The sequence below is a fragment of the Corynebacterium suedekumii genome, assembly GCF_030252185.1.
In the GTDB taxonomy this organism is placed as follows: Bacteria; Actinomycetota; Actinomycetes; order Mycobacteriales; family Mycobacteriaceae; genus Corynebacterium; species Corynebacterium suedekumii.
The window spans coordinates 2,156,956-2,175,410 of record NZ_CP126970.1; the positions used below are offsets into that span (position 1 = coordinate 2,156,956).

Consider the following 18,455-nt stretch of genomic DNA (forward strand, 5'->3'; position numbering starts at 1 on the left):
CAGGCTACCGGGACAGGTCTACAGCCAGTTGTTGCGGCGGAACCACCACCACATCAGCGCGACGAGGGCGGCCATGACCCCGAGGGCCGCGAAGTAGCCGTACTCCCAGTGCAGTTCGGGCATGTGGTCGAAGTTCATCCCGTAGATGCCGGCGATGAGGGTGGGGGCGGCGACCATGCCGACGACCGCGGAGATGGTGCGCATGTCGGTGTTCTGCTGCAGCGAGATCTTGGCGGCGGAGGCGTCGATGAGGGCGGAGAGGCGTTCGTCGTAGGAGGCGATCTGGTCGCGCACACTCATCTCGTGGTCGAGGACGTCGCGGAAGTAGCTGCGCAGCTGTTTGCCCAGGATGTCCTTGTTGTCGGTGATCAGCGACCGCAGCGCGGGGGCGAGCGGGTCGGTGGAGTGCCGCATCTCCAGGATCTCTCGTTTGTACAGGTAGATCTCCTCGATGGTGAAGCGGGTGCCGGGGGTGAATACGCGCTCCTCGAGGGAGTCCACGACCTCCTCCAGGGCGACGGCGATGCGGCCGTACTCGTCGACGAGGTGGTCGGCGACCCGCCAGGCGAGCGCGGCTGGCCCCATGGCGATGAGGGTGGGGTTGTCGTCGAGGACCGTGGACAGTTCGGGAAGATCGGCGCCGTGGCGGATGGTGATGATGAAGTCGGGGCCGACGAGCATCTGCACCTCACCGGTGGAGATGATCTCCCGGGAATTCTGTTCGGAGGCCTCCGCGTCGTAGCGGACGGAGCGGACGACGAGGAAGAGCTGGTCGTCATACCGCTCCACCTTCGGTCGCTGGTGGGCGGTGACGGCGTCCTCGACGATGAGGTCGTGGATCCCGAACTCCGCGGCGACCTTGGCCATCTGCGTCTCATCTGGTTCGCACAACCCGAGCCACACGAACCCGTTGTCGGCTTCCCGCACCTCCGCCAGTGCCGAGGACAGCGTGTACTCGCCGGGGCGTCGCCGGCCGTCGGTGACCACCCGGCAGTGGTCGATGGCCCGCTCGACCGGTACCGAGATCCGCGAGGTGGTGCGTGGCTCCGGTCGTTTCGGCCGGGAGGGACGGGTGCGGTCGAACGGTGTCTGCACGATGGTCTGACTCCTGGGTGGCCGGGAAGGGAACCCCATCAGCATAAACTGAAGGCATGCCCACCTGGAAAGAAGTCACCGCCGCCAATCCCGCCCACTCGGAGAACTATGCCCGCCGATGGAGGATGATGGCGGAGCAGGGGGAGGACATCGACGGCGAGGCCCGGCTTGTCGACGCCCTCTCGCCCCGCGCCGCACGCATCCTCGACGCCGGCTGCGGCACCGGCCGCCTCGGCGGTTACCTCACCGCCCGCGGCCATGACGTCGTGGGCACCGACATCGACCCGGTCCTCATCGAGCATGCCCGGCGCGACCACCCGGACGCCCGGTGGGAGGTCGGGGACCTGTCCGTCGACCCCGTCCCGGTCAGCGACGTCGATGTGGCCGTCAGTGCCGGCAACGTCATGGGCTTCCTCGCCCCGGAGGGCCGGGAGGCCGCCCTGCGCAACATCGCCGGCTCACTCGCCGCGGACGGGCGTTTCGTCGTCGGATTCGGCGCGGGCCGCGGGTGGGGCTTCGACGACTTCATCGCCACCGCCGAGCGCGTCGGCCTGGAGCTGGAGAACGTCTTCGAGTCCTGGGATCTGCACCCGTTCACGGCGGACTCTGACTTCCTCGTGGCCATCTTCCGCAACGACGCCGACGGGTGACCTGCCCGTCACCAGGCCCGGTCGGCCTGGTCGAAGAACTCCCGCTCATGGACGCACGCGGTGAGGTAGGCCCGGGTGGCCGCCTCCCGCTGCAACGGCGACGCCTGGTCGAGGGCGGTTTCCACCCGTTGGATGGCGGCCTGTGCCCCGGCGAGGAAATCCTCCCCCGCGTAGGTGCTGAGCCAGGCGTGGTACGGGTGCCCCGGATGATTGTCGGCCGCCAGGTCGAGCCCGATTTCGGCGTAGAGCCAGTAGCAGGGCAGCACGGCGGCGGTGCCCACGACGTAGTCCTCCACCGCGACGGATGCGATGAGGAAGTCGGTGTAGGCCATCGTCACCGGCGACGGGGAGCTCACCGCCAGTTCCTGTCCGTTGAGCCAGTCGCGGTGCAGTTCCGCCTCGACGACGACGCATTCGAGGGCGCCAGCGGTCCACGCGACCTGGCCCTCATGATCCGGGGCCGCGGCGGACAGTAGCGCCAGCGCGCGGGAGTACCTGCTGGGGTACTGGGCGTCCTGGTCAAGGTAGAAGGCGAAGTCGGCGTTCCGCAGCGAACCGTCGCGCAGCCCCCGGATGAACGGCAGCGCCATGATCTCGGCCCACACCTGGCCGGTGCGTTCCCACAGTGCGGCGGTGTGTGGCCCGGCGGGGGTCAGCCGCGGAACGGGTGCCGGGGTGGTGGGCATGTCGCCGCGCAGATGCGGCCAGGGTCGCGTGGACGCGGCCCGTTCGAGGCGTCGGGCGCGGTGCCCGTGATCGACGGGTCCGTTGCCGTCACCGACGTTCAAGTCATCGGCGTGGGTGATCGCCTCATGGAGCCAGCGGGTGGCCCATGCCAGGGCCCGTTCGACAGGTTCGCCGAGCGCCAGCCGGGTGGCCAGGGCGGAGGAGAGGGAACAGCCGGTGCCGTGGGTGTTGGTCGTGTCGATCCGCGGGCTGGGCACCCGGTGGACCTGCCCGTCCGGGTGTACGACGGCGTTGTCGGCGACGGGTCCGGTCAGGTGGCCACCTTTGACAATCACGGTGACGTCAAAGTGCCGGGCGAGGTCAACGGCCTGGGTCGCGGCGGACTCGAAGTCCTGTGCCGTCTTCTGCCCGGTGAGCACGGCCAGTTCCCGGAGGTTGGGGGTGACCACGTCGACGCGGTGGACCAGCTCGCGGACGGCCTGTTCGGCGTTCTCGTCGAGGAGCCGGTCGCCGGAGCTGGCGACCATGACGGGGTCGAGCACCACCGGAATGGTGCCACCGTAGGCGGCCAGCGCATCGGTGACGACGGCGACGGTGTCGGCGTCGCCGAGCATGCCGATCTTCACCGCGTCGACGGCCACGTCCTCGAACACGGCCGCCAGCTGTTCGGCGAGGAACTCCCGCGGCGGGGTGTGGACGGCGCGGACACCCCGGGTGTTCTGGGACACCAGCGCGGTGACCGCACTCATGCCGTAGCCGCCGGCGGCGGTGATGGACTTGAGGTCGGCCTGGATGCCGGCCCCGCCGGTGGGATCGGTGCCGGCAATGGAGAGAATGCGGGGGATCATCGGGTGTAGGCCTCCTTGAGGTCCCTGGCAGCCGCGGCGGGATCGGCGGCGGCCATGATGGCGGAGACGACACAGATGCCGTCGACGGCGGTGTCGGTGAACAGTCCGGCCCGGTCGGCGTCGATGCCGCCGATGGCCACGGAGGGCAGGTCGGCGGTGCGGGCCCGGTCGGCGAGGGCGTGAACGCGCTCGACCCCGAGGCCGGCCGGGGCGTTGGCCTTGGTGGTGGTGTCGAAGGCGGGGCCGATGCCGATGACGTCCGGGCCCCGGCCATCGAGGGCGATGACGGCGTCGAGTTCGGTGTCCGAGCCGACGGACAGGCCGATCATCTGGTCATCCCGCAGGAGCGCCCGGGCCCGGGGGAAGGGGATGTCGATCTGGCCGATGTGCAGGTGGCAGCGCAGTCGGCGGGCCACCTCGACGCGGTCATTGAGGAACACCGGCACGTCCACCGCATCGAGCAGGGCCGCCGCGGTCGCCTCGACCTCGGCGTCGGTGGCGTGTTTGTCGCGCAGCTGGACCACGGTCGCCCCGCCGGCCACTGCCCGGGTGGCGATGTCGACGACGCGGTCCGGCCCGCCGCCGAGCACGGGGTCGGTGACCAGGTACAGGCTCCAGTCCACCGTGCCCATTGCTCCGCTCATGCCTCCTCCACGCTGACCAGCTCGGCGATCCGGGCATCGTCGACCTCGGCGAGGGCGTCGAGCCAGGCGACCGCGAAGCTGCCCGGTCCGTTGGACCGGTGGGCGGCGAGCTGCCCGGCGGCGCCGACATGGGCGTGGGCGGCCAGCACCGCGTCATGGTCGTCGACACCCTCGACGGAGAGGTAGGCGGCCGTCAGCGCCCCGAGGGAGCGTCGACGTCGCCGGACACGGCAACGACCCCACCGGTCTGCTCGACCAGTGCCCGGGCGGCGGGCAGCGCGTCGGCCACGGTCTCGGTGGCATCCACGCCCCGCCCGCCGGCCCCCAGGCCGGCCAGGGCCGTGATCTCCGAGGCGTTGCCGCGGACGGCGGTGGGGGAGGCGTCGACAAGCGAGAGCAGGAACCGCGTGCGGTGTGCCAGCCCGCCGGCACCGACGGGATCGACGACCCAGGGGGTGCCGGCCGCGGTGGCCCCGCGCACGGCTTCCCGCATCCCGGCGTAGCGCTCGGCGGAGGGGGTGCCCGCGTTGATGAGGACACCGCTGGCTATCGCCGCGAACTCCGCGGATTCCTCGAGCGTGTCCACCATCGCGGGCGAGGCGCCGGCGGCGAGGAGGACATTGGCGGTGGTCTCCATGACCACCGAATTGGTCAGACACTGGACCAGGGGAGTCGCCTCCCGGAGTGCGCTGAGCGCACGGAAAACTGCCATGACAATCCCTTCGCTAGTACAAGCTAGAGCAGGTTCAATGGGTGTGATCTCAGCGCGCTGTCGAAGCGCGCACCCCATGTCGTAACGGCAGACAGTAGCAGAACGCGGGTCAGTAGGTGGTGATCCCCCGCGAGCGGAAGATATCGCGGGTGGCGGCCAGGGACTCCGCCGTCGGCGGCTTCGTGTCGGCGAGCCGGTAGTTCATTCCCAGCTCACGCCACTTGTCCGCGCCCATGTTGTGGAAGGGCAGGACCTCCACTCGTTCGACGTTGGGCCAGCGGGCGACGATGTCCGCGACACTCTCCACGTTCTCCGTCGCGTCGGTCAACCCGGGGACGAGGACAAAGCGCACCCACACCGGCTTGCCGGCGGCGGCGAGCCGGTCGCCGAAGTCGATCGTCGGCTGCAGCTCCCGGGTCGTGACCTCCGTGTAGGTCTCCTCGTCGCCGGACTTGATGTCCAGCAGGACCAGGTCGATGTTGGCCAGGTCCTCATCCGTGAGCCGGGCCCCGAGATAGCCGGAGGTGTCGATCGCGGTGTGGATGCCGGCGTCATGGACCTCCTGCAGCACCCGACGGGTGAAGGCGATCTGGAACAACGGCTCGCCGCCGGAGATGGTCAGTCCGCCGCCGGAGGCGCCGAAGACCCGCTTGTAGCGGCGGATGCGTGTGACCACGTCCTCGACCTTCTCGAGGGTGCCGGTGCGCATCTCCATCGTGTCCGGGTTGTGGCAGAACTGGCAGCGCAGCGGGCAGCCGGAGAGGAACAGCGTCATCCGGGTGCCGGGGCCGTCGACGGCGGTGACCATCTCCCAGGAGTGCACCAGGGCGACGTCACCGGTGTGGCGGGCCGCCATGAGCTCCGGGCGGGTGAGGTCTTCGGCGGTGCCACCGATGCCGCCGGCCACACCCCGGACCCGTTCGCCGAGTTCCGGGGTCAGCTGGACGACGCCGGTGATGCCGTCAGTGGAGGCCATCTACGCCCCGTGGTGGAAGGTACGGGAGATGACGTCGGCCTGCTGTTCCCTGGTCAGTTTGACGAAGTTGACGGCGTAGCCGGACACCCGCACCGTGAGATTGGGGTAGTTCTCCGGGTGCTCCATCGCATCCTCCAGCGTCGACTGGTCGAGGACGTTGATGTTGGCGTGGTAGAGACCGGACTCCATGTTGTGGGCGGTGCGGTTGGCCTTCATGTCGGCCATGCGCTCGTCGAAGGTCTTGGTGGACATGTGATGTGCTCCTCGGGTGATTCGGGGTTGGTTCCGGGGTTTGGGGTGGGTCAGTTCTCGTCCATGATGAAGCCGGCGTCGAGGATGCCGACCAGGTTGGTCACCTGCTCGTCCTTCGTGCGGCCGAGTCCGGACGGGGTGATGGTGTTGGTCAGGGAGATGCCGTCGAGGGCGTCGTGGTAGTCGAGCTTGCCCACCGAGAGCATGGAGGCGACCATGCCGTGGTTGTCGGCGCCGTTCTCCGGGTTTGCGCCCGGGGCGAAGGGGGTACCCGCGCGGTGGCCGGAGGGGAAGTTTCCGGTGGCCTTGCCGTAGACCACGTTGGAGGTGATCGTCAGCACCGACTGGGTCGGGATGGCGTCCCGGTACATAGGGATCTCCTTGATCTTGGCCATGACGGTGTGGACGATGGTGGCGGCGATGTCGTCGGCCCGGTCGTCGTCGTTGCCGTAGGTGGGGAACTCACCCTCGGTGATGTAGTCGACGATGAGCCCCGAGTCGTCGCGCACGGGGGTGACCTTGGCGTACCTGATGGCGGACAGGGAGTCGGCGACGATGGACAGACCGGCGATGCCGCAGCCCATGGAGCGGACGATGTCCGAGTCGTGCAGGGCCATCTCGATGGCCTCGTAGGCGTACTTGTCGTGGCACCAGTGGATGATGTTGAGCGCCTCGACGTAGGTGCCGACGACCCAGTCGAGCATCTCCTCGTACTTGGTCCACACCTCGTCGAAGTCGAGCGGTCCGTCGCCCTCGATGGGGGTGAACTGGCCTTCCCTGGTGATCTGCTTGCCGGTCATCTCGTCGCGGCCGCCGTTGATGGCGTAGAGCAGGGACTTGGCGGCGTTGACGCGGGCGCCGAAGAACTGCATCTGCTTGCCCACGGCCATGGGCGAGACACAACAGGCGATGGCGGAGTCGTCGCCCCAGCGCTCGCGGATCTGCTTGTCCGACTCGTACTGGATGGACGAGGTCTCGATGGAGATGGCGGCGCAGAACTCCTTGTAGCCCTCCGGCAGCTGATCGTCCCAGAAGATGGTGATGTTCGGCTCCGGGGCGGGGCCCAGGTTGCGCAGGGTCTGCAGCAGGCGGAAGGACGTCTTGGTCACCTGGGGGCGGCCGTCGGACATGAAGCCGGCGTCGGACCAGGTGGCCCAGTAGGGGTCGCCGGAGAAGATCTGGTCGTAGTCCTCGGTGCGCAGGAAGCGGACGATGCGCAGCTTGATCACCAGGGCGTCGATGAGCTCCTGGGCGAAGGACTCGTCGATGCGGCCGGCCTGCAGATCACGCTCGATGTAGATGTCGAAGAAGGAGGACAGGCGGCCGAAGGACATGGCGGCGCCGTCCTGGGACTTCACGGCACCGAGGTAGCCGAAGTAGGTCCACTGCACGGCCTCCTGGGCGGTGGTGGCCGGGCCGGAGATGTCGAAGCCGTAGTCGGCGGCCATCGCCTTGAGCTTCTTCAGTGCCTTGATCTGCTCGGCATGCTCCTCGCGGAAGCGGGCCCAGTGCTCGGAGAAACCCTGGGGGCCGGCGGCGTGCTTCGCGGCCTCCTTGTCGGCGATGAGGCGGTCGACGCCGTAGAGGGCGACACGGCGGTAGTCGCCGATGATGCGGCCGCGGCCGTAGGCGTCGGGCAGGCCGGTGATGATGTGGGAGGAGCGGGCGGCCCGGATGCGCGGGGTGTAGATGTCGAAGACCGCGTCGTTGTGGGTCTTGCGGTAACGGGTGAAGATCTTCTTCATGTCCTCGTTCGGCTCCCGGCCCGACTCGCGGATCGCGGTCTCCACCATGCGCCAGCCGCCGTAGGGCATCATCGCGCGCTTGAGGGGGGTGTCCGTCTGCAGGCCGACGATGACGTCATCGTCGTCGGAGATGAAGCCGGGGCCGAAGGCGTCGATGTCGGCCGGGGTGTCGGTGTCCACGTCGAACACCCGGCGCTGGCGCTCCACCGACAGGTAGTTGTCCTCCAGGTGCTGCCAGGTGCGCAGGGTCTTCTCGGTCGGCCCGGCCAGGAACGAGGCGTCCCCGGTGTAGGGGGTGAAGTTGCGGGCGATGAAGTCGCGGACGTCGATGGACTCGAGCCAGGGGCCGTCCTGGAAACCCTCCCAGGCGTTGGTGGCGTCGGCCTGCGGTGTGGTGGCAGTGGTCACGGGTGGAACCTCTCAGGGTGTTCGTCGGTGGTGAACGGGGTGCGGTGGCACGTCAAGCTCCCGGCTGCTTTACTTCCGCACCGCCGGCGCTGTGACCCGGCGACGCGACGGCGAAGCTCCTGCGCCACGTATGCGCCCAGTATAAGTGGTCTGACCACAATCTGCCAGCGCCCGGACGGTAACGATCCGGTGTATAGGTGTGATCTTTGACCAGCTTTCGGGCCGTTCCAGGCCCGGAATCACCCGACCCGGCACCACATGACGGTGGAGCCGAGTCGGGGAGGATCAGATCAGCGGGGGAGAAGTCAGCGGAGCTGCTTCTTGCCGGTGAACTTGGTGGTGTCGCGCAGCTCGATGGGGGTGTCACCCTCGATCTCGGAGGTGAACTGCGACAGCTTCATCAGCGCGGTGCGCGAATGCAGCTGCTGGCGGGTGGTGGCCAGGTTGTAGCGGGTACGCGACACGCTGTTGAGGCCCCAGTTGAGCATGGAGACCAGGCGGTTGCGGAAGCCGACGAGGAACAGGACGTGGACGGCCAGCCACAGGACCCAGCCGACGAAGCCGGTCACCTCGACCTTGCCCATCTTCACCACGGCGTTGAAGCGGGAGACGATGGCCATGGAACCCTTGTCGAAGTACTCGAAGGGCTCGCGCTGCTCCGGGGTGGAGCGGCCGGCGATCTCGTCGGCGATGAGCTCGGCGGCGTACTGGCCACCCTGGATGGCGGTCTGGGCCACGCCGGGGAGGTTCTGGTAGTTCATCATGTCGCCGATGACGAAGACGTTCTTCAGCTCACCGACGGTGAGGTCCGGGTTGACCTGGACGCGGCCGGCACGGTCGATCTCGGCACCGGTCTGGTCGGCGATGAGCTTGCCCAGCGGGGAGGCCGCGACACCGGCGGACCAGATCTTGGTGAACGCCTCGATGGTGGTCTCGGAGTCGTCGGTGGAGTTCTTGTAGGTGACGGTCTTGTCGTTGACGTCGGTGACCATCGCGTTGAGGCGCACGTCGACGCCGAGGCGCTCGAGCTCGCGCTGGGCGTTGCGGCCGAGACGCTTGCCGAAGGGCGGCAGCACCTGCGGCGCGCCGTCGAGCAGGATGATCTTCGCGGCGGAGGTGGAGAAGTTGGAGTACTCGCCGACGAGGGTGCGGTGAGCCAGCTCGGCGAGCTGGCCGGCCAGCTCCACACCGGTGGGGCCGGCACCGACGATGACGAAGGTGAGCAGGCGCTCGCGCTGCGCGGCGTCCTTGGCCAGCTCGGCGCGCTCGAAGGCGCCGACGACGCGGGCGCGGATCTCCAGGGCGTCGTCGATGGTCTTCATGCCCGGGGCGTGCTCGGCGAAGTGGTCGTTGCCGAAGTAGGACTGGGAGGCACCCGCGGCGACAATGAGCGAGTCGTACTCGAAGACCCGGTCATAGGCGCCGAGGGAGGTGGTGACCAGACGCTTCTCCACGTCGATGTCGGTCACCTCCGCCTTGACCACGTTGACGTTCTCCTGGTCCTTGAGGACCTGGCGGGTGGACGGGGCGATCTCGCCGGAGGAGAGGATGCCGGTGGCCACCTGGTACAGCAGCGGCTGGAAGAGGTGGTGGTTGGTGCGGTCGATGATGGTGACGTCGACGTCGGCGTTCTTCAGTTCCTTGGCCGCGAACAGGCCACCGAAACCGGAGCCGATGATGACGACATGGTGACGGCCACTCTCAGGACGGAAAGGGGTGATGGTCATGAATTGGTTTCCTCAACTTGTCACTTCGGGCTTCAACTTTCACCAATCGTAGACCGTCGGGGCCTCGAGCACCGCGCGCGGGGACAGGGTGCCCTCACCGGTAACCCCGGTTTCCGGGATCGACTCGGACGCGCCTGCGGGATTCCACTCCGGCGGGGGGTTAGCATGTCCGGTTGTGAGACATCCCCGATCGTCGGCCATCGACGCCGACGCCTGGCCCGGCGTCGCCACCGTCCCCGCCGGTCGCCTGGTCAGCGTGCGTGCCCGCCTCGCCGAGGCCGCCTTCGCCCGCGCCTGTGACGCCGCGGGGCTCGATCTGGATCCGACCGGTGAACCGGACCTCGTCGTCGAACACGAGGGACTGTTCGCCCGCCTCGCCGTGGCCGGCTGGCTGGGACTGGCCGAGAGTTATCTGGCGGGGGAGTGGCACGCCGACGATCTCGTCGACGTTCTCGCCGCCCTGCTCGCCACCGGTTACCGGCCGCGCGCGGGACTGCCGCGGGGACGGTCCCTCGGTGCCTACACGGGCGGGGAACTGCCCACGGAACTGGTGCGGCTGAGTTCCGGCGACGGGATGAGCGCGTTCGGCGGGGTCTTCGCCACCGGTGTGCCCACCACGGTCCGCACCGCCGTGCCCTCCCACGTCCCCGGCGGGCGCGGGCCGGACACCCACTTCATCGACCTGACCACCATTTCCGAACCGACCAGCGCCGAACGCGACGACCTGGGCGACGCGCAGGCCCGCGCCGTCACGATGCTTCTCGACGCCGCCCGGGTCACCGCCGGCACCCACCTGCTGGAGTTCCCCAGCACCGGGGGTGCGGTGGCGATCGGCGCCTCGGCGCGGCGGGCGACCGTCGACACGCTCACCGCGGACCCGGAGCAGGCCCACGTCGTGGGGGAGCGCCTCACGCTCGCCGGTGTCGACGATTCGGTGAGCACCCAGGTCATCGACCATCCCGTTCCCGGACCCCGCGACGTCCGCGGGCGTTTCGACGCCATCGTCAGCGTGGACAAGTTCCACGTCCTCGCCCCCCGCGACCGCGTCGCCCTCGTGCGTGGCTTCGACCGGCTGCTCACCGTCGGAGGCAACATCGGCCTGCAGACCGTCGTGGCCACTGACGCGATGACCCCCTCCGGCCGGGCTGCCGTCGAGGCATTGCGCGCCTACATCTGGCCCGACCTGGACTACCCCACCGCCACCGACATCCACCGCCTCGTCGACCGCGAATCCGGCCTCCGCGTCGTGGGACAGACACACCTGGGCAGCCATACCGCACTGTCGCTGGCCATGCAGCACTCGCTGTTCGACGCCCACGCCCGAGAAGCCGCCGCCGCCGGATTCGACGTGGTCTTCCGCCGCCTGTGGGACTACCAGTTCGCACTCCGCCAGGCCCTGTTCCGACTGGGCATGCTCGACGCCGTCCAACTCACCCTCACCCACCGCAACCGCCGGGGCCGTCGCTGAGCGGCAGGGTAACTGTTGGCCGTCTACGCTGGCCCCATGACGACACGGCAGCCCCACGGCCGGGTGGAGACCACCCCGGACGGTAGACGACTCCTCCTCATCCGCAGCCTCCCGCACCCGCCGGCCACAGTGTGGCGGCACCTCACCGACTCCGATCTCCTCGGCCGCTGGTACGGCACCTTCACCGGTGATCCGGCCAGTGGGGAAGTGGAACTGACGATGGTCGAGGCGCCGGATCATCCGGGCCCGGTGACCATCCGCCGGTGCGATGACCGGCATCACCTGCTGTCGGTAGCCGTCGCCGGCCCCGGAGGCGCCGCCTGGCAGCTCGCCGTCTCCCTGTCACCCGGGCCCGAGGACTCCACCCGGATCGAGTTCGACCACGACCTCACCGGCATGACCGAGCCCACCGGTGATCTCGGGCCGGGCTGGGAGTACTACCTCGAGCGGCTCGCCGTCGCCCTTGACGGTGGGGACCCCGACACCGTCGACTGGGCCGAGTTCCACCCGGCCCTCACCGGGCACTACTCCGGCTGAGAGTTGACCTCGGCAACGATGAGCCGGGCGAGATCCTCCGAGGACTGCGGGTTCTGGCCCGAGTACACGTTGCGGTCCCGGACCACGTGCGGGCGGAAGGGGACCGGGTTGCGGTCGTAGTTGATCCCCAGCTCGATGAGCTTGTCCTCCAGCAGCCACGTCGCCTTCCTCGCCGCCGGGGTGCCCAGTTCCTCCCGGTTGGACAGCCCGGTCATGCGGTAACCGGCGAACGGCGTCCGGCCCGCATCATCGGCGGTGGCCACCACGGCGGCAGGGGAGTGACACAGCAGCGCCACCGGTCGGCCCGACTCGAGCTGGGCGGTGAGGATGCCCGCGGAAGTGGCGTCATAGGCCAGATCCTCCATCGGCCCGTGGCCACCGGGGTAGAAGACCACGTCAAACTCGCGCCCTGCGACCTCCCCCAGGCTGGCCGGGTGATCGAGGACCGGGGCCAGGCGCTCCAGCTCCTCCCGGCGACGACGATTGGTGTGGGGGAGACCACCCATCACCCCGAGGCTGGTTTCATCGACCGTCGGCCGGACCCCTCCCGGGGTGGCCACCGTGATGTCCCAGCCGGCGTCGCTGAACACCCGGTAGGGCACGAGGAACTCCTCCGCCCAGAAACCGGTGGGGTGGGTGGAACCGTCCTTGAGGGTCCAGTGGGCGGCGGCGGTGAGAACCATGAGTACAGAAGTCATGAGAGTAGTCCTTAGGTGTCGGTGTCAGTTGAGGTGGGTGTCAGGGACGGTGATGGTGCCGGTGAGATAGAGCGCGACGTGGCCTGAGATGAGCACCCGGTCGTCGCGTTGTTCCAGCTCCAGCCGTCCGCCCCGGGCCGAGGCCTGGAACGCGGACAACGTCGTCCGGCCGAGCTGGTCCATCCAGTAGGGGCCGACGACGGTGTGGGCGGAACCGGTGACCGGGTCCTCGTCGATGCCGACGCCGGGGGCGAAGCACCGGGAGACGATGTCATGGTCCGACCCGTCACCGGAGGCGTCGGCGGTGAGGATGATCCCGTGTTCGACCAGGTCAGCGATCTTTCCGAAGTCAGGACGAACGGATCTGACCAGGTCAGGGGAGTCCACGACGACGACGTGCTTGGAGCTGCCCTTGCGGATCTCCACGATGTGGTCCCGGTCGATGACCAGGGCCGCAGCGAAGGCGTCCGCGTCAGCCTCGGGAAGCTCGGCCGGATGGTCGGCAGGGAAGTCGAGGGTGTAGAGGTCGCCGTCACGGGTGACACTCAACCAGCCGGACAGCGTCCAGAACTCCAGGCGCTGCGCCTCGGGATGGGCGGTGGCGAACAGATGGGCCGCCGCCGCGAGTGTCCCGTGTCCACACAGCTCGATTTCCGTGGTCGGCGTGAACCACTTCAGGTGGTAGGCCGGGGCATCCGAGGGCGGAGTGACCGCTCCGGTGGGAAGCTCTGCGACGAGAAAGGCCGTCTCCGAGAGATTGTTCTCCGCGGCGATGTTCTGGAGCGTGGCCACGTCCAGCCAGCGCGGCAGCACCACGACGGCCGCGGGGTTGCCGCCGAAGACCGTGTCGGTGAAGGAGTCGTACTGGGCGATGTCGAGATGCATGCGGGCCAGTGTAGGTTCTGTCGGCGATGTGTGACGGAGGGGAGAACCAGCCCAACCTTAAATGACATAATGTACATTATCGGACACTAGGGAAAGTCGGCCTGGCCGGCGGCAGTGGCCTGCTGACGGCTCCGCCCAAGTGCACACGCTTCGGTGATGAATCTGGGTTCGTTGCCGTCGTTTCGTGGACGTTCGGCCGTGGGCCCGTTGTCGTCGTCATGTCCGGCCGCCTGATGCTCCGTCGTCCCGGTCGCAGACCGCCTGTCCTGTGGTGCCCTCACGGGTCAGGCAAGGCGCTGACGTTCGGCCGACGGCATCAAAGTCCGAATCCCGGCCCCAGAAGGCCCCTTCTCCCCAACCCCGTGAATGGATTTAATTAGTCACTGTGACGTTAAAGATCGCGTTCCCGGGCCCGCTCCCGGTACGCGTACACCAACTGCCAGACGGTCAACGCGATGAGCAGACCGGTGATGACGCCGAAGATCCACATCCCCTGATAGATCATGAACGCGACGAAGCCGATGAGGACGACGAGACGGAACCAGATCGCCGGGATCATCCGGGAGGCGATCATTCCGTCTTCTCCAGAGACAGCCGGATGTTCAGCTCGCCTTCATCGTCGATGGACGCGGCGACGAAATCCGGGGACTCCACACCGTACTCGTGGCGGTTGATCGGGATGTCGCCGGCGACGATGACGTGCTCGCCGTCGCGCAGGACATCGAACTCATGGGTGACAGGCTTGGAGACACCGCGGACCTCGAGGTCACCGGTGAGGGTCACTGTGCCGACGGTGCCGTCGTCCGGGACTGCGGAGACGTCGGCAGGCTCGGTGATGGTGAACGTCGCCGTCGGGTACTCGTCGATGCTGAGGATCTTGTTGCGGACGTTGATGTCGCGGCGTTCATTGTCGGTGGACACCGAGGCCATGTCGACGACGACTTCGCCGGCGGTGAGGCTGCCGCCCTCGATCTCCGCGAAACCCTCGACGTTCTGGGTGGAGCCTGAGGTGTGCTTACGCTCGCCCGGGAGAATCTCGAAGAAGGTGAAGCCGACGGAGGTGGTGTTCTCGTCCCGGATGCGGGCGACCTGCCACTCGCCGTTGAGGTCGGTGGTCGCCGGCTCTGCGTCCTCTGCGGACAGGCCCTCGGTGCGCACGCCGGGCCCCATGACCATGGAGGCGATCATCGGCACGACGGCGACCAGGGCCAGGATGACGATGAGCACGATGAACACGGCAATGACCATCTTGTTCACGCCGGGCTTGTTCTGCGGCATTGCGTTTCTACCTCAACTTCTCGATCGCCCGAGCGAGGGTGACCAGTTCATTGCACAGGTCACGGACCTCGTCCGGCTCGGCGCCTTCCGACGTCGCGGTGGCTATGTCCTCAGCGGCGCACCGCAGCTCGAACAGGGAGTCCCGCAGAGCTGCGGCGCGGTCTGGGTGAATGATAACCGCTTCCTGCGGAATACTGGTACCCGTGACATTGTGTCGTTGCTCGTAGGCGCGTTGTTTGCAGGACTGGCTGCAGTATTTCCGGGGCCTCCCCCGCCCGGAGACGGCCAGTTCCTTGCCGCACCACGCACAGGTCGGTGCGGAAACGGTTCGGGATATCGTCACGTGACCTACCCTAGTCCATCGCCGTTGCTCCGCCGGAGGCTGCTCGAGGGCGGGAACATTTCCGTGCACCCGTCCGTTATACTGGTACGTCTACACGCGAAGCGGAGACTCGGTCATCGGGCCCGCTTCCCCCGTATTGCAACGAAAAGGATGATGCCGCATGGCAGATCGCGTACTCCGCGGCAGCCGCATGGGCGCTGTCAGCTACGAAACTGACCGTGACCATGATCTCGCTCCGCGCCAGATGGTCAAGTACCGCACCGAGAGCGGAGAGATCTTCGACGTCCCCTTCGCGGAGGACGCCGAGATCCCCGAGGAGTGGATGTGCAAGAACGGCCAGCTCGGCACCCTCGTCGAGGGCGAGGGCGTGGAGTCCAAGCCGACCAAGCCGCCGCGTACCCACTGGGACATGCTGCGGGAGCGCCGCTCCATCGAGGAGCTGGATGTGCTCCTCGAGGAGCGGGTGGAGCAGCTGCGTAAGCGCCGCCGTTCCGCAGCCCGTCTGCTCAAGGAGCAGCAGGCCCAGCAGGCTGAGTAGCCCCTCTCCCCGCCCGCCGGTTACTGGCGGGACCGCTTGCGGCGCATGGACTTCAGTTCGTGCGCCGCAAGCTTTTTCAATTCCTTGGCCAGCTCGGTAGCCTGGCCGACGCGGTGGGTGACACCCCAGCGGGTGACCTCGAGCAGGGAGTCCTTGACAAAGCTGCCGTCGAGCTTGGACTCGCCGATCTCACGCTCGGTGAAGGTGATGGGCACCTCGCGGACGTCGAACCCCTCGGTGACGGCACGACGGGCAAGGTCGACCTGGAAGATGTAACCGGCGTCGGAGAGCTCTGCGAAGTCGAGGGCCTCGAGGACCTCGCGGCGGATGGCGCGGTACCCGGCGGTCATGTCGGACAGGCCGGCACCGAGAGCGAGCGAGATGTACATGTTGCCGCCCTTGGACAGGATCCAGCGCTTCTTCGGCCAGTTGACCACCTTGCCGCCGTCGATGTAGCGGGAACCGATGACCAGGTCAGCGCCCGCGTCGATCTCGGACAGCAGCAGGTGCAGCTGTTCCGGGGCGTGGGAGCCGTCGGCGTCCATCTCGCACAGGACGGCGTAGTCGCGCTCCAGGCCCCACTCGAAGCCGGCGAGGTAGGCGCCCAGCAGGCCGCCCTTGCCCTCGCGGTGCAGGACATTGATGTGGCCGTCGCCGGCGGCGAGCTCGTCGGCCTTGTCACCGGTGCCGTCGGGGCTGTTGTCGTCGACGACGAGGATGTCGACCTCCGGGGTGGCCTCACGCACCCGGCCGACGATGAGTGGGAGGTTCTCCAGCTCGTTGTAGGTCGGGATGATCACCAGAGTCGCGTCACTGGGCTTGTTCAAGTAGTTCTCCTAGGTGAGGCACCGGCCGGCGGTGGGCCGGGCCGGGACAGGGTCAACGTCGCCTGGTCCGCGACGCCGGGAATGCAGAGGTGGTGACAACGGCTGCGACAGCCAGAACGCCACCAATAATAATCAGCGCCAACTGCACGACGAAACCGTACCGGGCGGCGAACGTGATGGAGTCCCGCAACGGCAGGGTCTCCACGAGGGTACCTGCCTCGAAGATGCCGGTGCGCTGGGAGACGGATCCGTCCGGATGGACGATCGCCGAGACCCCGGAGGTGGCGGCCACGACGAGCGCCCGGTCGACCTCGATGGCCCGCATGCGGCTCATGGCCAGCTGCTGGTAGGTCATGTCGGTGAAGCCGAAGGTGGCGTTGTTGGTCGGGGTGCTCAGCAGCTGAGCCCCGTCGAGGACGGCGTCGCGGTAGGCGGGGTCGAAGGCTACCTCGTAGCAGGTGGCCACACCGAGGACGATGTCGCCGATGTCGACGGTGAAGTCGCGTTCACCGGGCTGGAAGTTGCCCGCCTGGTCCACATACGGGGAGAACAGGCGGAAGAACTCGCGCATGGGCATGTACTCGCCGAAGGGCTGGAGGAAGTGCTTGTGGTGGTAGCCGTCCGGGTCGGTGGCGGGCCCGCTCTCCGGGTCGAAGACGACCATGGTGTTGCGCGGTCCCACCTCGTCGCGGGTGATGGTGCCCACCAGGACGGGGGCGCCGACGTCGGCCACGGCGGCGTCGATAAGCGCGCGGGCCTGCGGGTCGGTGAAGGGGTTGACGTCGGAGGAGTTCTCCGGCCAGATGACGATGTCCGGGGTGGCTTCCAGCGATTCGGTGACGCGGGCGTGGTTGGCCAGGACGGCGCGCCGCTGGGCGTTGAAGTCGAGCCCCATGCGGGGGACGTTGCCCTGGATGGCGGCGACCTCGACCTCGCCGACTGTCGGTTCATCGCGGTTGACCACGGTCAGACCGGTGATCAGACCAGCGGCCAGCGGCAGTAGGGCGGCTGAGAGGGCCACCCAGCGGGTGCGGCGGAACGCCAGACCGACCAGGGCGGCGCCGACGAGCACCGCGGCGAAGGTCACTAGCGCGGGGCCACCCCACACGGCGAGGTTGGCCAGGGGGCCGTTGACCTGGCCCCAGGCCAGCCGGACCCAGGAGAATCCGCCGAAGGGGAAGGAACTGCGGGCCCATTCGACGAGCAGGTAGAAGAAGGGGAAGGCGAGGAAACCAAACCGCCAGCGGGCGATGGCCACTCCCCCGGCGCCGGTGGCCAGTGCGTAGAGCGCACACACGACCGCGAGGGCGATGTACGGCAGATTCCCCACGAACTCGCCAATCCACGGCAACAGCAGCAGGTAGGCCACCAGGGCCTGGAGGAATCCGATGAGCGCGCCCGACCACATCCCGGGGCCGGGTCGCCGCCCCCACGGCATGAGCGCGACATAGAGCAGGCCCATGGCCACGATGCCGGCGATCCACCAGCCGAGCGGCTCATTGGAGGCGAAGACGAGCAGGCCGGATGCCGCGGCAAGCAGCAACCGGAGAAGCAGGATCACCGCTTCCCACCGGGAGTGTCACCCCGGTCATCGCCCGGGTCCCGGAAGTCCTCCGGGCGCAGGGTGCGGGTCCATTCGTCGATCTCGTCCTCGTCGATGATCGTGCCCCGGGAACCGGAGCTGTCGGATCCACCGCCGGATGGGCTTCCTCGGGGTCGCCGAAGGTGCCGTAGCTGGCGCCGGTGCGGTAGGCGTTGGTGGCCTCGAAGCTGCGGACGCCGAAGTCCTCGACGCTCTTGACCAGCTTCTTCGCCAGGACCTTCCGGGCGATGGCCCGGGAGGGCGGGAAGATGAGCAGCAGTCCGAGGACGGAGGATGCGATGCCGGGCAGGCCGGCGAGGATGGCGCCGACGGTGAGCAGGCCGTAGTCACCGGCCATGCGGCCGGGGGTGATCCGGCGGGCGGCGGCGGACCGGCCGACGCGCTGCATCTCCACGCCGGCGGCGACAATGCCCACGGCCATGAGGATGAACACGGTGAGCAGGGCCCAGCCGACGCCGATCCAGGTGGCGACGGCCCAGAAGGTCACCGCCTCGATCAGCAGGTACGGGACGACTGCGAGTAGAAAAGGCACGT

17 protein-coding genes, 2 pseudogenes and 1 riboswitch are annotated in these 18,455 nt (G+C 68.2%); of the genes and pseudogenes, 4 read left to right on the forward strand and 15 right to left on the reverse strand.

Annotation, left to right across the window (positions count from 1 at the left end; genetic code table 11):
* Window positions 1-18: 18 nt before the first annotated feature.
* Complete coding sequence (gene corA, locus QP029_RS10815; RefSeq protein ID WP_432418679.1) at window positions 19-1,140, reverse strand: magnesium/cobalt transporter CorA; 1,122 nt, start codon at window positions 1,138-1,140, stop codon at window positions 19-21.
* A gap of 11 nt (window positions 1,141-1,151) precedes the next feature.
* Between corA and QP029_RS10820 the strand changes: the two genes are divergently transcribed.
* Entirely contained in the window at window positions 1,152-1,745 is a 594-nt protein-coding gene (locus QP029_RS10820; protein WP_284874303.1) for a class I SAM-dependent methyltransferase, read from the forward strand.
* Window positions 1,746-1,753: 8 nt separating this feature from the next.
* On the opposite strand, the pseudogene QP029_RS10825 reads toward QP029_RS10820, so the two are convergent.
* From QP029_RS10825 to QP029_RS10855, 6 genes and pseudogenes are all read right to left on the reverse strand, one after another.
* Window positions 1,754-3,912, reverse strand: a pseudogene (locus QP029_RS10825) (bifunctional hydroxymethylpyrimidine kinase/phosphomethylpyrimidine kinase).
* An 8-nt stretch (window positions 3,913-3,920) separates the two neighbouring features.
* Window positions 3,921-4,642, reverse strand: a pseudogene (gene thiM, locus QP029_RS10835) (hydroxyethylthiazole kinase).
* Window positions 4,624-4,723: riboswitch (TPP riboswitch) on the reverse strand. It overlaps the preceding pseudogene by 19 nt.
* 22 nt (window positions 4,724-4,745) lie before the next feature.
* A complete protein-coding gene (gene pflA, locus QP029_RS10840) occupies window positions 4,746-5,612 on the reverse strand; it encodes a pyruvate formate-lyase-activating protein (RefSeq protein ID WP_284874306.1) in 867 nt (288 codons plus the stop codon).
* Complete coding sequence (gene grcA2 / locus QP029_RS10845) at window positions 5,613-5,864, reverse strand: autonomous glycyl radical cofactor GrcA2 (protein WP_284874307.1); 252 nt, start codon at window positions 5,862-5,864, stop codon at window positions 5,613-5,615.
* 50 nt (window positions 5,865-5,914) lie between these two features.
* Window positions 5,915-8,017 (reverse strand): pyruvate formate lyase family protein, encoded by a 2,103-nt coding sequence (locus QP029_RS10850; protein WP_284874308.1) that lies wholly within the window; start codon window positions 8,015-8,017, stop codon window positions 5,915-5,917.
* Between the two features lie 305 nt (window positions 8,018-8,322).
* A complete protein-coding gene (locus QP029_RS10855; protein WP_284874309.1) occupies window positions 8,323-9,744 on the reverse strand; it encodes an NAD(P)/FAD-dependent oxidoreductase in 1,422 nt (473 codons plus the stop codon).
* Between the two features lie 175 nt (window positions 9,745-9,919).
* Between QP029_RS10855 and QP029_RS10860 the strand changes: the two genes are divergently transcribed.
* On the forward strand, window positions 9,920-11,212 hold the full coding sequence (locus QP029_RS10860; protein ID WP_284874310.1) for an SAM-dependent methyltransferase: 1,293 nt from the start codon (window positions 9,920-9,922) through the stop codon (window positions 11,210-11,212).
* A 36-nt stretch (window positions 11,213-11,248) separates the two neighbouring features.
* Entirely contained in the window at window positions 11,249-11,749 is a 501-nt protein-coding gene (locus QP029_RS10865) for an SRPBCC domain-containing protein (protein WP_284874311.1), read from the forward strand.
* Here QP029_RS10865 and QP029_RS10870 read toward each other — a convergent pair.
* The 5 genes from QP029_RS10870 to QP029_RS10890 all read right to left on the reverse strand — a co-directional run bounded on the left by QP029_RS10870 (window position 11,737) and on the right by QP029_RS10890 (window position 14,947).
* Window positions 11,737-12,447: a type 1 glutamine amidotransferase domain-containing protein gene (locus QP029_RS10870; RefSeq protein ID WP_284874312.1), complete on the reverse strand. Its 711-nt coding sequence runs from the start codon at window positions 12,445-12,447 to the stop codon at window positions 11,737-11,739. The two genes, QP029_RS10865 and QP029_RS10870, sit on opposite strands and share 13 nt — an antisense overlap.
* A gap of 24 nt (window positions 12,448-12,471) precedes the next feature.
* Window positions 12,472-13,332: a PhzF family phenazine biosynthesis protein gene (locus tag QP029_RS10875; protein WP_284874313.1), complete on the reverse strand. Its 861-nt coding sequence runs from the start codon at window positions 13,330-13,332 to the stop codon at window positions 12,472-12,474.
* A gap of 391 nt (window positions 13,333-13,723) precedes the next feature.
* On the reverse strand, window positions 13,724-13,906 hold the full coding sequence (locus QP029_RS10880) for a hypothetical protein (RefSeq protein ID WP_284874314.1): 183 nt from the start codon (window positions 13,904-13,906) through the stop codon (window positions 13,724-13,726).
* Window positions 13,903-14,610, reverse strand: a complete 708-nt coding sequence (locus QP029_RS10885) for a YceI family protein (protein ID WP_284874315.1) — start codon at window positions 14,608-14,610, stop codon at window positions 13,903-13,905. Before QP029_RS10885 ends, QP029_RS10880 begins: the two co-directional genes overlap by 4 nt.
* A 7-nt stretch (window positions 14,611-14,617) precedes the next feature.
* Complete coding sequence (locus QP029_RS10890; protein ID WP_284876233.1) at window positions 14,618-14,947, reverse strand: hypothetical protein; 330 nt, start codon at window positions 14,945-14,947, stop codon at window positions 14,618-14,620.
* Between the two features lie 166 nt (window positions 14,948-15,113).
* Between QP029_RS10890 and QP029_RS10895 the strand changes: the two genes are divergently transcribed.
* Window positions 15,114-15,491, forward strand: coding sequence for an RNA polymerase-binding protein RbpA (locus tag QP029_RS10895; protein ID WP_284874316.1), 378 nt, complete (start codon window positions 15,114-15,116; stop codon window positions 15,489-15,491).
* Window positions 15,492-15,511: 20 nt separating this feature from the next.
* Here the strand turns inward: QP029_RS10895 and QP029_RS10900 are convergent, their stop codons facing one another.
* The 3 genes from QP029_RS10900 to QP029_RS10910 are packed head-to-tail and all read right to left on the reverse strand — an operon-like array spanning window position 15,512 to window position 18,453.
* Window positions 15,512-16,318, reverse strand: coding sequence for a polyprenol monophosphomannose synthase (locus tag QP029_RS10900; protein WP_284874317.1), 807 nt, complete (start codon window positions 16,316-16,318; stop codon window positions 15,512-15,514).
* A 52-nt stretch (window positions 16,319-16,370) separates the two neighbouring features.
* Window positions 16,371-17,879, reverse strand: coding sequence for an apolipoprotein N-acyltransferase (lnt, locus tag QP029_RS10905; protein ID WP_284874318.1), 1,509 nt, complete (start codon window positions 17,877-17,879; stop codon window positions 16,371-16,373).
* Window positions 17,815-18,453 carry an FxsA family protein gene (locus QP029_RS10910; protein ID WP_284874319.1) on the reverse strand — a complete coding sequence of 213 codons (639 nt, stop codon included), beginning with the start codon at window positions 18,451-18,453 and terminating at the stop codon, window positions 17,815-17,817. Before QP029_RS10910 ends, lnt begins: the two co-directional genes overlap by 65 nt.
* Window positions 18,454-18,455 lie beyond the last annotated feature (2 nt).

Coding starts and splice junctions, on each gene's coding strand:
- corA (WP_432418679.1), bottom strand. CDS start 1,140: ATGCTGATGGGGTTCCCTTCCCGGCCACCCAGGAGTCAGACCATCGTG.
- QP029_RS10820 (WP_284874303.1), top strand. CDS start 1,152: ATGCCCACCTGGAAAGAAGTCACCGCCGCCAATCCCGCCCACTCGGAG.
- pflA (WP_284874306.1), bottom strand. CDS start 5,612: ATGGCCTCCACTGACGGCATCACCGGCGTCGTCCAGCTGACCCCGGAA.
- grcA2 (WP_284874307.1), bottom strand. CDS start 5,864: ATGTCCACCAAGACCTTCGACGAGCGCATGGCCGACATGAAGGCCAAC.
- QP029_RS10855 (WP_284874309.1), bottom strand. CDS start 9,744: ATGACCATCACCCCTTTCCGTCCTGAGAGTGGCCGTCACCATGTCGTC.
- QP029_RS10865 (WP_284874311.1), top strand. CDS start 11,249: ATGACGACACGGCAGCCCCACGGCCGGGTGGAGACCACCCCGGACGGT.
- QP029_RS10870 (WP_284874312.1), bottom strand. CDS start 12,447: ATGACTTCTGTACTCATGGTTCTCACCGCCGCCGCCCACTGGACCCTC.
- QP029_RS10875 (WP_284874313.1), bottom strand. CDS start 13,332: ATGCATCTCGACATCGCCCAGTACGACTCCTTCACCGACACGGTCTTC.
- QP029_RS10880 (WP_284874314.1), bottom strand. CDS start 13,906: ATGATCGCCTCCCGGATGATCCCGGCGATCTGGTTCCGTCTCGTCGTC.
- QP029_RS10885 (WP_284874315.1), bottom strand. CDS start 14,610: ATGCCGCAGAACAAGCCCGGCGTGAACAAGATGGTCATTGCCGTGTTC.
- QP029_RS10895 (WP_284874316.1), top strand. CDS start 15,114: ATGGCAGATCGCGTACTCCGCGGCAGCCGCATGGGCGCTGTCAGCTAC.